Source organism: Allorhizobium ampelinum S4, assembly GCF_000016285.1.
GTDB classification, from domain to species: Bacteria; Pseudomonadota; Alphaproteobacteria; order Rhizobiales; family Rhizobiaceae; genus Allorhizobium; species Allorhizobium ampelinum.
Window position 1 is genome coordinate 1 of record NC_011991.1, and the last position, 11,907, is coordinate 11,907.

At 56.7% G+C, this 11,907-nt stretch carries 13 protein-coding genes and 1 pseudogene; 8 read left to right on the top strand and 6 right to left on the bottom strand.

Annotation, left to right across the window (positions count from 1 at the left end; genetic code table 11):
- Window positions 1-278 precede the first annotated feature (278 nt).
- The 3 genes from repA (at window position 279) to repC (ending at window position 3,903) form a co-directional block, all read left to right on the top strand.
- Window positions 279-1,496, top strand: coding sequence for a plasmid partitioning protein RepA (repA, locus tag AVI_RS22920; RefSeq protein ID WP_012655017.1), 1,218 nt, complete (start codon window positions 279-281; stop codon window positions 1,494-1,496).
- Entirely contained in the window at window positions 1,493-2,491 is a 999-nt protein-coding gene (gene repB, locus AVI_RS22925; protein WP_012655018.1) for a plasmid partitioning protein RepB, read from the top strand. The genes repA and repB overlap by 4 nt, the downstream gene beginning before the upstream one ends.
- 197 nt (window positions 2,492-2,688) lie before the next feature.
- The gene (gene repC / locus AVI_RS22930; protein WP_041699154.1) at window positions 2,689-3,903 is read left to right on the top strand and encodes a plasmid replication protein RepC; all 1,215 of its coding nucleotides are present in this window, start codon (window positions 2,689-2,691) and stop codon (window positions 3,901-3,903) included.
- 28 nt (window positions 3,904-3,931) lie between these two features.
- Here repC and AVI_RS22935 read toward each other — a convergent pair whose 3' ends face one another.
- Complete coding sequence (locus AVI_RS22935; protein ID WP_244427795.1) at window positions 3,932-4,753, bottom strand: alpha/beta fold hydrolase; 822 nt, start codon at window positions 4,751-4,753, stop codon at window positions 3,932-3,934.
- Between the two features lie 244 nt (window positions 4,754-4,997).
- Between AVI_RS22935 and AVI_RS22940 the strand changes: the two genes are divergently transcribed.
- The 4 genes from AVI_RS22940 to AVI_RS22955 all read left to right on the top strand — a co-directional run bounded on the left by AVI_RS22940 (window position 4,998) and on the right by AVI_RS22955 (window position 7,143).
- A complete protein-coding gene (locus AVI_RS22940) occupies window positions 4,998-5,690 on the top strand; it encodes a GGDEF domain-containing protein (protein WP_244427801.1) in 693 nt (230 codons plus the stop codon).
- Window positions 5,691-5,857: 167 nt separating this feature from the next.
- Window positions 5,858-6,244 carry a hypothetical protein gene (locus tag AVI_RS22945; protein ID WP_012655022.1) on the top strand — a complete coding sequence of 129 codons (387 nt, stop codon included), beginning with the start codon at window positions 5,858-5,860 and terminating at the stop codon, window positions 6,242-6,244.
- The gene (locus tag AVI_RS22950) at window positions 6,241-6,768 is read left to right on the top strand and encodes an RES family NAD+ phosphorylase (RefSeq protein ID WP_012655023.1); all 528 of its coding nucleotides are present in this window, start codon (window positions 6,241-6,243) and stop codon (window positions 6,766-6,768) included. The genes AVI_RS22945 and AVI_RS22950 overlap by 4 nt, the downstream gene beginning before the upstream one ends.
- A gap of 63 nt (window positions 6,769-6,831) precedes the next feature.
- On the top strand, window positions 6,832-7,143 hold the full coding sequence (locus AVI_RS22955) for a DUF7673 family protein (RefSeq protein WP_012655024.1): 312 nt from the start codon (window positions 6,832-6,834) through the stop codon (window positions 7,141-7,143).
- A gap of 46 nt (window positions 7,144-7,189) precedes the next feature.
- On the opposite strand, the gene AVI_RS22960 is transcribed toward AVI_RS22955, so the two are convergent.
- Genes AVI_RS22960 through AVI_RS22970 form a run of 3 tightly spaced genes read right to left on the bottom strand, consistent with a single transcriptional unit; the run spans window position 7,190 to window position 9,007 of the window.
- A complete protein-coding gene (locus tag AVI_RS22960) occupies window positions 7,190-8,356 on the bottom strand; it encodes a site-specific integrase (protein WP_049777411.1) in 1,167 nt (388 codons plus the stop codon).
- Window positions 8,346-8,765 carry a type II toxin-antitoxin system VapC family toxin gene (locus AVI_RS22965; RefSeq protein ID WP_012655026.1) on the bottom strand — a complete coding sequence of 140 codons (420 nt, stop codon included), beginning with the start codon at window positions 8,763-8,765 and terminating at the stop codon, window positions 8,346-8,348. Before AVI_RS22965 ends, AVI_RS22960 begins: the two co-directional genes overlap by 11 nt.
- Window positions 8,765-9,007, bottom strand: a complete 243-nt coding sequence (locus tag AVI_RS22970; protein ID WP_041699156.1) for a type II toxin-antitoxin system Phd/YefM family antitoxin — start codon at window positions 9,005-9,007, stop codon at window positions 8,765-8,767. Before AVI_RS22970 ends, AVI_RS22965 begins: the two co-directional genes overlap by 1 nt.
- Window positions 9,008-9,237: 230 nt before the next feature.
- On the opposite strand from AVI_RS22970, the gene AVI_RS22975 reads away from it, so the two are divergent.
- The gene (locus AVI_RS22975) at window positions 9,238-10,335 is read left to right on the top strand and encodes an RHE_PE00001 family protein (RefSeq protein WP_012655027.1); all 1,098 of its coding nucleotides are present in this window, start codon (window positions 9,238-9,240) and stop codon (window positions 10,333-10,335) included.
- A 61-nt stretch (window positions 10,336-10,396) separates the two neighbouring features.
- Here the strand turns inward: AVI_RS22975 and AVI_RS22980 are convergent, their stop codons facing one another.
- Together AVI_RS22980 and rpsB are read right to left on the bottom strand one after the other, a co-directional pair.
- On the bottom strand, window positions 10,397-10,969 hold the full coding sequence (locus AVI_RS22980) for a hypothetical protein (RefSeq protein WP_012655028.1): 573 nt from the start codon (window positions 10,967-10,969) through the stop codon (window positions 10,397-10,399).
- A 205-nt stretch (window positions 10,970-11,174) separates the two neighbouring features.
- A pseudogene (rpsB, locus tag AVI_RS22985) lies at window positions 11,175-11,903 on the bottom strand (30S ribosomal protein S2); the annotation flags it as partial.
- Window positions 11,904-11,907: the final 4 nt, after the last annotated feature.

The window sequence follows — 11,907 nt, forward strand, 5'->3', positions numbered from 1 at the left end:
GGTTGCTCTCCGCGTCCTGCCATTTCCGAAATGGTGAATGAATCGTCGGGTATAGGGTTACGGTTTGACCGATTCTCTCTTTTTACGCATTTCTTGGGCTGAAGTCCGACGGGCAGAAAAACTCGTTGTCAGCTGACAATCGGCTTAATCTATTGAAGTTTAAGGATCTTCGGGTTTGGCCAAAATGGTTAAATTGCGTTAACCAAAAACAACTTGACGTAAAGGTGCGCTATGGGATCATTTGCGGCGATTACAGAAAATTATCGGATTTACCGTGAATGGCGATTAAGACCGCAAATAGCACTGCAGCCGGAAAAATCGAACGCGTTTCGATCGACAAGACCATTGCTGACGATGCCGCAAAACTCAGCAGCAACCTTCAGGAACTATCTGCTCGTCTGTTTTCGCCTGACGCACAAAAGGCGCTGCGTCGCTTCAGCAGCACGGAGGCTGCCAAGTTGCTCGGTGTAACAGATAGCTACGTGCGTCATTTAGCTGCTCAAGAGGATTCGGTCACTTCCGAAAAAACATCCGCTGGTCGGCGGACCTTCTCCTTGAGCGAGATCAACACGATCCGCCAGCTCCTTGGGAAGACAAAGCCTGCCTACCTCGCAGGACGCCGGGAAGCCGATCATCTTCAGGTTATCGCGGTGACCAACTTCAAGGGTGGATCAGGTAAGACGACGACATCCACGCACCTCGCTCAATATCTGGCGCTGCGCGGTTATCGTGTTCTCGCCGTTGATCTGGATCCGCAGGCATCAATGTCTGCAATGTTGGGATATCAGCCAGAATTCGACGTCGGTGAAAACGAGACGCTGTTCGGCGCTATTCGCTACGATGACCTTCGTCGCCCTGTTGGAGAGGTGGTTCGTGAGACCTATTTCCCAGGCTTGGATCTAATTCCCGGTAATCTTGAGCTTCACGAATTCGAGCACGATACGCCAAGAGCTCTGGCAGAGCGAAATGGCTCTGAAACCGACATGTTCTTCATGCGTGTCGGTAATGCGCTTGCTGATCTCTCTGAACGATATGACGTCGTCGTTATCGACTGCCCGCCGACGTTGGGTTTCCTCACGCTCTCGGCCCTATGTGCTGCAACGGCAGTACTAATTACAGTGCACCCCCAAATGCTCGACGTTGCATCCATGAATCAGTTTCTGGCGATGACGTCGGATCTTCTGTCGGTGGTCAAAGAAGCTGGCGGGAATCTCGAGTACGACTGGATGCGATATCTGGTCACGCGGTACGAGCCGAACGATGGTCCACAAGCGCAGATTGTTGCATTCCTCCGAAGCCTGTTCGGTGACCGTGTCCTCACCTCGATGATGGTGAAGTCTACGGCAATCTCTGATGCCGGCCTTTCAAAACAGACAATCTATGAGGCTGCACGAGAAACTATGAACAGGCAAACCTACGATCGCGCCGTGGAGGCCATGGATGGGGTCAACCTTGAAGTCGAAGCTCTTCTCAAAAGCTCATGGGGGCGGGCATGAAGGGCCGTGACATTCTCAAGAATATGGTCAGCTCTGCTGGGGATGAAGCACCGAAGGCGAGCGTTCAGTCCCATCCACAGCACAAGCCTGCGGGCGCCGTTCGCGCCATGAACCTTTCGCTTGGCCGTCTCGGTGATGAAGCCGCCGCGGCCAAAGAGCTGCGGTACGCGCTTGCAGCCGGGGACAAGGTTGTCGAGTTGAGCCCGGGCCAGATTGAGGCCTCGTTCATTCAGGATCGTATTCCAACAAACAACGATGCTGCCCTTGAGGAACTGATTGCCTCGATGCGTCAAAGCGGCCAGCAGGTCCCAATCCTGGTGCGGCCACATCCTTCGAAGGAGAACCATTACCAGGCGGCTTATGGGCACCGCCGATTGCGTGCGGCCATCGCTCTGGAACGCCCGATCCGAGCGATCGTGCGCCAGCTCTCCGACGAGGAACTGATTGTCGCGCAAGGTCAAGAGAACGGGCCACGCATCGATCTCAGTTTTATCGAGCGCGCCCTGTTTGCAAAAAGACTTTTGCAGCATGGTTTTGATCGCGACAGAATCTCCCAGGCCCTGTCTGTCGACAAGCCTGAGACATCGCGGCTCCTACAGGTCGCGGACGCCATCCCGACAGATATCATCCTGGCAATCGGGCCTGCTTCGAAGATCGGACGGCCCCGCTGGTTGGCCTTTGCCGAACTATTGAAGGACAAAGCAGCGGCCGACCGGATTGCCGACACCGTCGCCGAAGCTCAGTTCGGAGCAATCGATACGAACGAACGGTTTGCCCGTTTGTGGGCGCAGGCCCAAGGCCCCAAAGCTTCGAAGAAGGACACCGGCGGTAAGATCCGCACGCGCAAGGGCATCGTTCTCGCATCAATGGAACGAACAGCCAAAGGCGCCAAAATCACGGTTACATCAGAAGAGTTCGCACAGTTCCTTGATGCCAGAATGAGCGATCTTGTTGAGCAGTTCGAAAAAGAAAACTCTTCTGAAACAAACCATTAGTTCGATTGTCAGCTGACAATCCGATCGCAACCAGGAGATCAAACCGCAAAAGAAAAGGCCCCCAAACGTCGCCGTCGTGGAAGCCCTTCTTATAGTGTCGCAACTAGAGAATCGCATTTCCCCGAATCCCAGTCAAGAGTCTTTGGCGCTGTTTTGGCGAGCGGATTTCTTTTGCCTATTTTGTGAGGGCTGAAGAGATGCACACGGGAAATGTAACGACGCCCTTTGGGCGGCGGCCGATGACGCTTGCTCTGGTAAAACGGCAGATCGCTGACACCGAGATCAGGTCAGGCAAGAGCGCTGACAAATGGATGATCTTTCGTGACGTCAAAGAAGCGCGCGAGACCTACAAGCTGCCTCCTTATTCGATAGCGGTGCTTGATGCACTACTGACCTTTTATCCTGAAAAGGAATTGCGCCAGGACGCGCAGCTGATCGTATTTCCTTCGAACGCTCAGCTGATGGTTCGGGCCAACGGGATGTCAGGAGCTACCCTTCGTCGGCATCTGGCAATCCTTGTCGACGTCGGAATGATTGTCCGCAAGGACAGCCCCAATGGCAAACGATACGCCCGCAAAGACGGATCAGGGGAAATCGAACGCGCATTCGGATTTGATCTTTCGCCGCTTTTGGCTCGATCCGAGGAGTTTGCGTTGGCCGCTCAACAGGTGGCGACCGATCGCCGCGAATTCCTCAAGGCCAAGGAGAGCCTTACCCTGTGCCGGCGGGACGTTCGAAAGGTTATCAGCGCCGCGATCGAGGAGGGGGCTGAAGGCGACTGGGAAGCGGTCGAATCTGTCTATCTGGACATTGTCCGCCGGATTCCCCGTACCCCGTCAGCTTCCGACCTTGCACAAGTCCTCGACGAGTTGCAGCTTCTTTTCGACGAAGTCATCAACCGCTTGGATTTGGTCGATAATTCTGAAGATATAAGCAGCAATGCTGCTCAGAGCGAGCGCCACATACAAAATTCAAAAACCGAATCCATCAATGAACTTGAACATAGCTCTGAAAATAAGCAGGGCGCGAAGCCGAGTGAAACCGGTCGGCCGAAGAGGGAGCCGGTAAAGGCATTCCCACTTGGTATGGTGTTAAGAGCTTGCCCGCAGATAAGCGACTACGGGCCAGGCGGCCAGATCGCAAGCTGGCGAGACCTGATGTCGGCTGCCGTGGTCGCGCGTTCGATGCTCGGCGTCAGCCCGAGCGCCTATCAAACCGCCTGTGAAACCCTGGGACCAGAGAATGCAGCCGCTGTCATGGCCTGCATTCTGGAGCGGGGGGGGCACATCAACTCGGCCGGCGGTTACCTCCGTGCTCTGACGCAACGGGCGGAGAAGGGCGAGTTTTCCCTCGGCCCGATGCTGATGGCCTTGACGCGCGCCAATGCCGGGAACGATCGACAGGCGGGATGAGATGGTGATATTCGGCCCTGTTTCCGTCTCACGCAACACTGGTGAGGAAGTTATCCAGCAGGACGTTGAACTCCTTGTGCCTTTGCCAGTGGAGACCGTGTCCGGCATTTTCCACGCGGACAGCGCCGCGGTTCCAGAGGTTCCCGTAAGTCAGGTTATCGATGTAATCGAGATTGATCACTGGATCGTCCGCGCCGTTGACGATGGCCAGCGGAACGGCAGAGGTCTCGACAAGAGCGCGCTGATCGGAATGCCTTCCGGCAAGGGCTGCATCGATCATTAACTCGCGCGAGCGTCCGTCCGTTCGTCTGACAGCGCTTTTCCAGAACGTGTCGTGGACGGCATCCGATCCGAGCGCCAACGCAACGACCATGTCGATTTCTTGCTCACTCAGGATCTGTTTTCCCGTGTAGGCGAACTCCGGATTGGGAAGAAATCCGAGCGCTGCACCTTCGGGGCCCGGTGGGATTGGCGGTGTGCCGAAGATCATCGTGCCCGCGGTCTTTTCCGGCAGGAGCCTCATCAGTTCCAGGGCGACGTGGCCGCCGAGAGAGTGGCCGAGTATGGCGAAACGATCGACGCCGAGTGCTTCAATCACTTCGCAGATGGCGTCGGCATATCCATTGAAGTTGTAAGTGCGTAGCGGATCGATGGCATCGGAGGATTGACCATGGCCCGGCAGGTCGATGGCGATAATACGGTACTTGCCAGCTAGGGCCTCAATCTGGAAATGAAATGTCTCCTTGCAGACGGAATTGGCGTGGATCATGAGGAGGGGGATTTCGCCTCCGGGTGTGTCGTAGATTGCGATCTGTCCGTGGGATGTTGTGATCGTTTTTTCACTCATCATCAATGCTCCGTGTTCACCTTCAAATTCTTGTCCTGGCCATGTTGCTGAAGGACCTAAACGATCTCTGTGACCACAATCTGAAGCTCGTTAGAGGCCAATTTTCCAGATATTGGGCACATGAGTTGAGTTTTACTGAAGTGTTTCAACCCTCTTTAAATTCACGAGTTCATAGAAATCCATATTTCTCACGGTGATATTTATGCGTCGTATTGTAGAGAAGTCGATTGTAACCGGATTGCTATCGGTGTTGGCCTCGCTGGCGATCTCGTTCAGCATTGTGCCGTTGCTGGGTGGTCAGGTTGCGGGCGCGGGCCTGTTCATGACCATATTTTGTCCGCTGGCGATATCGATCCCGGCGTCGGCGCTGCATTTCACCCAGTCGGAAAAAGTGCGACGGGCAGAGGCAGCGACGAAAGAAGCTCTGAACAAACTGGCCGATGCTTATGAAACCCTCCGTATTCAGTCCCGCAGAGACGGGCTGACCGGCGCTCTCACGCGAAGCGCATTCATGGAAGATCTGGCTTTGACAAGTCAACGAGGTGGGACCGGAGCCCTGCTGTTCCTGGACCTGGACCACTTCAAATCGATCAACGACCGGTATGGTCATGCAACCGGTGATGAAGCTCTTCGCCGCACTGGGCTTGTCCTCGCCCGCTACAAGAGCCAGTCAGATGTCGCGGGACGTCTTGGCGGTGAGGAATTTGGATTGTTTCAGAGCGATTTGAAGTTCGAACAAATGCGTGATCGTTGCGAGGAGGTTCGGGAGGAAATCGCCCGTATCGTTTTGCATGCACCATCTGGTTCACAGGTGCGGATTTCCGCGAGCATAGGGGCGTGTCATTGCGATCCCGGATTTGATCTATCGGACTGCCTAAAAGCCGCTGACAAAAACCTCTATCAGGCAAAAGCCCTCGGCAGAAACAGGGTTGTCGCATAGGCATCCAGATAGTGGACTACGCCCGAGCAACTGTGTGGTGGCGGAACGCTACCATCTGGCGAAGCGTGTTCGGTGCGTTTCTTTTACTACTTTTTCTGTCTATCAGAAAGCGCTTGATGTGCGCTAAAATGTGCATATATTGTGCATAGCAGATGAAGGGACGAACGATGGCACAGGCTCTTATGGCGCATACAAGCGTGGTTTCAGGCTTCGTCGATAGTTTGCAGGAGCCGCGAACACCCTACATCTCACCCAAGCGCCTTTCCAAGGCGCTCGGCGTCCCGGTAACCGGGATGGCGGAATTGACGGGTGTTCATCGCAACACCCTGCGCAATCCCTCCTCCGAGCGTCTGCAGGGCCGCATGCGGGAAATGATCAAGGTGATTTCGGCAGCCGCCGAACTGACGGGGGCACTCGAGAAGGCAGTCTACTGGTATCGAAACGAGCCCATCAGGGACTACGATCATAAGACGGCGGCCGAACTAGTCGCCGACGGGCAGGTCGAGGCTGTACTGGCCTATATCCGGGATCTCACGAACGGGGCGCGGGGTTGAAACTCACGCGTCTTGGCCCGCCCGGCGAGGTCTTTCACCGTTTTCTCACGCCAAGATGGTCTCACCTTCCAACCAGCGGCGCCGGGGCTGCGGCCGATGGCGGACGTTTCAACCGTCCAGGAATAGAAGCTCTCTATCTTTCCAGAGCTCCACAAACAGCCCTTGAGGAGTACCGTCAGGGCGCCTCAATCACACCGCCGGCGACACTTGCAGCATACAGTGTCGTGCTTGATCGGGTCGCCGATCTGTCCGGCGGATTCGATCCGCTCCTGTGGGACGCCACATGGGCCGAATGGGATTGTCCCTGGCGCAGGATTGTCCGGATCGACCGAAAAATTCCTGCATCGTGGAAACTCTCCGATATCGTGATCTCTGCCGGATACAAGGGAATTCTCTTTCCATCGCTTCGGCATGCGGGCGGTACAAATCTCGTCGTGTTTAGCGCCAATCTGATCGATGACGACACGGTCGAGGTCCATGATCCCGATGGACGCTTGCCCAAGGACCAGTCCTCCTGGCCTTGATCTTCTTGTGATGGAGAGTGAACGTTCGCGGAATCTGATAATGTTCAGCCATGGAGCCCGGTTATGAATAGTGAAGAACGCGAAGCGTTCGAGCGACTGCTAAAATTGGCCCAGAGCGATACCGGCCAGGCCGGCCGGGCGGCCGATTTTGTCCTAGCATGGTGGAATGCCGACAGTTTGGGCGGTTTCGATCTGCCGGATCTGTTTGGCGTTGATATGGCGATAGGCGTGGATAGGGCGACGGTCTTTACTTATCTCGCAGGCAGACAAGATGCGGTTTACCCTGAGGAGTATCGGTCGCAGACTGAGGCTATTATTCAGCAGTGGCGACCGGGCGCGCGGGCCAAGAGCCATTCAGCCGCTCAGGCTGGATAAGCCGTTTTAGAACGCACAATTAAAGGTTGGTGAGGCGGCAGCCTGTTCAGAGCACCAGGCGTGCCGCCCGTCCCAGTTTGCGTTCGGTGTTGTTGTAGTACCCCGACGCCTGAGTGACCGACTTGTGCAGAGACTGCTGCATCGCTTCAGGCAGCGGAATGCCGCGGTTGGCAGCCTCCGTAAGGTAACCCGATCGCAGGCCATGGGCGGAGAACTGCATTGGATCGAGACCAGCCTGTGCTATCCGCGTCTTAAGGATAAGATTGACGGACTGCGGCGTCAGGGCATGGCGGTCGAGATTGCCCCATTGGTCGATGCGGCGGAAGACGGGTCCTGCTTCGATCTTTGCCTGTTCAAGCCAATGCTTGAGTGCGGTCACAGGCCTGCCGATCAGCACGACATGTTCATCATCGTCAGCCGACGTGGTTTTGGTGCGACCGAGACGGATGGTGAGGCAGGGCAGAAGAGGGGAGAGCTCGTCGGAGGGGTTTGCGCGGACTGGTTCCTCTTCCATCAGATCCTCGACGCGCAAGCCTGCTACCTCGGAACGCCGGCGGCCGCCGGACGCAAACGCCATCAGCAGCAGCGCCCGGTCGCGCAGATCGACCAGCCGATCGCCGGCACAGGCGGTGAGCAGCTTGGCGAGGATATCGCCGGTCACGGCCTTCTTGCTTTTTCTCTGTCTGGGCCGGTTGCTGGCACGGACGGCCAACCGAAGCGCGCTTTTCAGCGACGGCGCCGAAAACGATCCGGTCAGGCCACGCCAACGGGTCAGGATCGACCAGCTCGTCAGTCGACGGCGGACAGTTGCCGGCGCATGCGGGCCAGTGCTTCTGAGCAGTCCCTTGACACGAAGCGCGATCGCCACGTCCTCCGGCATTCCGTGATCGGCATTGGTTTCACGCTCGGCTGGATCCCACAGATGGTGGGCGACGAATTTCAGCAACAAACTTTCTGGTGCGGGCCAGGGGAGGGGAGTGCCTGTTGCGAGCACGCACCACGCCTCCAGATAGGCGAGATCGGACGCCAGCGCCCGCATGGTGTTGTCGCCCATGCCTTCGCTGGCGAGGTGCTTGAGCGTCGCGACGTCGTCGTCGGTGAGCAACTCGGCGAGCTGGTCGCGCCGGTCGAAGGGCAGGATGGCATCGAGCGCGTCCAGCTCTTCGGCACGCCTTAGAACGTCATTACCCGAAAGCGACAGGTCAGTGCTCATGTTCGAGCGGCCCAACGACGGTGATGCCTTCACCTCGGGCGGCGGTGGCCATCTTTCGGTCCCCGGTCGCCAGAGGCAGCCCTTGCGTTCTGGCAAGCGCGACATAGCTCGCATCATATGCGGTCAGCGTGTGACGGGCCGCCAGTTCCAAGACCAGGCCGTCTCCGCCCGATCCGGCGTCCTCGAGCGGCAGCCCTCGCAACTGTGTCATCAGCAGAATCGGTTCGCCGGGGCGAAGGCGACCGCGCCGTTCCGCAACCAGAAACAGATTGCGGGTCTCGAACCAGAACAGCGCCGGCACGAGACCGACCGTCGACCGTATCTCCGACATCAGTCGATCGGCGGCGTCGTGTTGTTCGTCGGGCAGAAACCAGGCGGCGGCGATGGAGGCATCGAGAACGAAGGACATCAGTAACGCCGGCCTTCATCGCGCCATTCGCGGATTTCGTCCTGCGTGGTGACGGGTCGGCCGACGCGCTGGGCCTTGATTTCGGCGATCAAAGCTTCGACATCATTGTCGCGGCGGATACGGGTAAGCCGGGCAACGGGCGTGTTGCCGCGCGAGATAATCACCTCCTCGCCGGCTTCGACTTTCGCCAGCAGATCGGACAGATGGGTCTTGGCCTCGGCGACCTTGACGGTAACGGTCATAATGGATGCTCCAGGGTATGGGTCTCTTGTCGTGCAGACGGTAGTTTGCACCGTTTTTCGACATTCTGTGCGAACATACGGCGGTTTCCGCAGGTTGGTCAAGGCCTAACCATATCACTATCGATACATGATTCCTATCAGTAGTGATCGCTGTCGCATGGTGGAACACCCGGCAAGAGTAGTAACCGGCGCAATTGCTTTCGTGACGCAAATCACAGATAGTGCTTTCAATGAGTTACGACATCGGCGCCATTGATCTGAGAGCCTTGATTTTGCCGGCCGCCCAGGCCGGAGAGGCTTTGGCACGGCTTGACGAACGCATTGCCCGGTCACCCATCCGCGACGGCTTTCTGGAGCGACAGAACTTCGCCGATGCCATCGCTTCGCTGTGGATCGATGGCGAACTCGTACACCTCGAAGATCTTGTCCTGCATGACGCCCGTCTCGACATCCGTACCCCGACCCACGAGCTGACCATTGCCCATTCCATCCTGCGCGCCCGCCGGCAGATATTTTCCCATCCGCCTGACTGGGCGTTGAGCGTCGCCGGTATTGCCCGGCTCCGGGGCAGGGGAGGGGTAGACGACGACGCCCCCCTGAAGCCGCGTTTACCGCTCGCGGACTATGAAGACGACAATCACCTTGCGCTAGATGATCGTGACCATAACGATGACTTTGCCGACATCGACACGGTGCTGGCGCGCAGCGCCGCCGTTCTCGACGGATCGACGATTATTCGGCCGCTCGCCACGCGTGATCCTCTGATCTACGAGGAAGATTGGGACGAAGACGAGCGGCTCGAACAATGGCGTTCTCTGTTCATCGAGACAGAGGGTCTTCCACCGGTGTTGCGCTCCGCACTGCTGCTCGATGCGTGGAACCGCATTGAGGTGCTTCAGCATCGCGCGGAGCTCGGTCGCCAGTTGGTCGCGTCGCTTCTGCGCCGCGATGGCACGACGCCGGCGCACCTGCCGGCACTCAATATTGGCCTGCGCAGCGTGCGACGCGAACGGCGTCATGCCGGAAGCCAGCTGACGCGCACCTTGGCGATCCTCGACGCGTTCACCGCAGCAGCCGAGCTGGGGATGAAGGAACATGACCGGATCGTCCTGGCCCGGCAGCAGCTGGATCGGCAAGCTTCAGCCAGGAGCGTGAATTCGAAACTGTCTCGGTTGGTCGATCTGGTCGTTGCCAGGCCAGTCGTTTCGGCGACCATGATTGCACAAGAACTTGGTGTTACCCCGCAAGGGGCACGGCACCTGGCGGCGCAGTTGCCGCTGCGGGAGATGACGGGCAGGGGGAGGTTTCGGGCGTGGGGGGTAATTTAGTACGAGCTGGTTGCCCTGCGCTGCCATATATTCTTGTGCCTACACGCATCTATTCCTAAGCTCATCTGGAGGGCGTCAACTCTCCCACTCGTTTAGGCGACCAGCTTGAGAACTGAAAGAAGGCAGCAAATACCCGCTTTGGCTCAGGGATGATTATCTTTCCTTCTGGCTCCCAATTATTTACTTCAAGGACTTCGTTGTAACATATAGCGCGGAGCGCTTTATATATAGGAGGGTTCTCTATTCGTATTTCGTTGTATTGAGAAAAGAGCTCATTGTAGTCTTCTTGAGTTGCAGCAATTATTGATCTCTCTGTCATTTTTAGATGAAGTCTGCTTGCCTGTTTGAATGAATCATCGTGCTTTCGTGCGTGCTTTGAAAACCCGATGACCGCGTCCAACGCGGTGACGAAGACATTCAAAAAGCCGAGGAGCCCAAGCATCAACTTTATGTAGTTGTCGCTGAAGATTTCTCCCACAAACGAGATGGTAGCCGCAAAGCTAGAAAGTAAGACCACGATCATAGTCACAGTATGAAGAAAATCAAAGAAATTGCTTCTCTTCCTGTAGTACCTGATATCCTGTTCCAGGTACGCTAGCTGCTGATCGAATTTTACTGCAATGTCTTCTTGCATGTCCGTTACCTCAGCCTTTATTTTTAGGGGGCTTGACCGGGGGGGCACCTTGCGGTTTTGCCTCGGCAGGTCTTACAGGGACTGATCGGGTAGGCGGGGGAAAGTCTTGATAGGATCTGTGGTTATTCGCGTCGCCCGCGCCGACATCTTCAGAAATTTTGACAACTTTAGCAGATTCGCCGTCAGATTGATCCTCTAAAGCAAAACTCTCTGGCGAAGCACCCAGATCTCTCCCGGACGCTCGTTGTTGGCGACCGATACCATCGATGGCGGCGCGAGCGATCAGATCGCAATACAGCGAAATGGCGCGCGAAGCGTCGTCGTTGCCTGGGATCGGGAAGTCGATGCTGTCCGGATCGCAGTTGGTGTCGATGATCGCAACGACAGGAATGCCAAGACGCTTGGCTTCTTCGATCGCGATCTTTTCCTTGTTGGTGTCGATGATGAACATCAGGTCAGGGGTGCCGCCCATATCGCGGATACCGCCGAGAGCCTTGTCCAACTTCTCGCGTTCACGCTCAAGCGTCAGACGCTCCTTCTTGGAATAGCCGGAGCCTTCCGAGTTCAGGATTTCGTCGAGCTTGCGAAGACGCTGGATCGAGTTCGAAATCGTCTTCCAGTTCGTCATCATGCCGCCGAGCCAGCGGGAGTTAACGTAATACTGAGCCGAACGCTTTGCGCTGTCTGCGATGATTTCGGAAGCCTGCCGCTTCGTACCAACGAACAGAACGCGACCGCCGCGAGCGACCGTGTCAGAAACAACCTGAAGAGCGCGAGACAGAAGCGGAACGGTCTGGCCCAGGTCGATGATGTGGATGTTGCTGCGATCGCCGAAAATGTACGGCTTCATCTTCGGGTTCCATCGGCCTGTCTGATGACCGAAGTGAACCCCGGCCTCGAGAAGCTGACGCATGCTAAAATCTGGAAGAGCCATTTTC

Excerpts from the sequence above, each read along its gene's own strand:
- repA (WP_012655017.1), top strand. The coding sequence starts at position 279 with ATGGCGATTAAGACCGCAAATAGCACTGCAGCCGGAAAAATCGAACGC.
- repB (WP_012655018.1), top strand. The coding sequence starts at position 1,493 with ATGAAGGGCCGTGACATTCTCAAGAATATGGTCAGCTCTGCTGGGGAT.
- repC (WP_041699154.1), top strand. The coding sequence starts at position 2,689 with ATGCACACGGGAAATGTAACGACGCCCTTTGGGCGGCGGCCGATGACG.
- AVI_RS22935 (WP_244427795.1), bottom strand. The coding sequence starts at position 4,753 with ATGATGAGTGAAAAAACGATCACAACATCCCACGGACAGATCGCAATC.
- AVI_RS22945 (WP_012655022.1), top strand. The coding sequence starts at position 5,858 with ATGGCACAGGCTCTTATGGCGCATACAAGCGTGGTTTCAGGCTTCGTC.
- AVI_RS22955 (WP_012655024.1), top strand. The coding sequence starts at position 6,832 with ATGAATAGTGAAGAACGCGAAGCGTTCGAGCGACTGCTAAAATTGGCC.
- AVI_RS22960 (WP_049777411.1), bottom strand. The coding sequence starts at position 8,356 with ATGAGCACTGACCTGTCGCTTTCGGGTAATGACGTTCTAAGGCGTGCC.
- AVI_RS22965 (WP_012655026.1), bottom strand. The coding sequence starts at position 8,765 with ATGTCCTTCGTTCTCGATGCCTCCATCGCCGCCGCCTGGTTTCTGCCC.
- AVI_RS22970 (WP_041699156.1), bottom strand. The coding sequence starts at position 9,007 with ATGACCGTTACCGTCAAGGTCGCCGAGGCCAAGACCCATCTGTCCGAT.
- AVI_RS22975 (WP_012655027.1), top strand. The coding sequence starts at position 9,238 with ATGAGTTACGACATCGGCGCCATTGATCTGAGAGCCTTGATTTTGCCG.
- AVI_RS22980 (WP_012655028.1), bottom strand. The coding sequence starts at position 10,969 with ATGCAAGAAGACATTGCAGTAAAATTCGATCAGCAGCTAGCGTACCTG.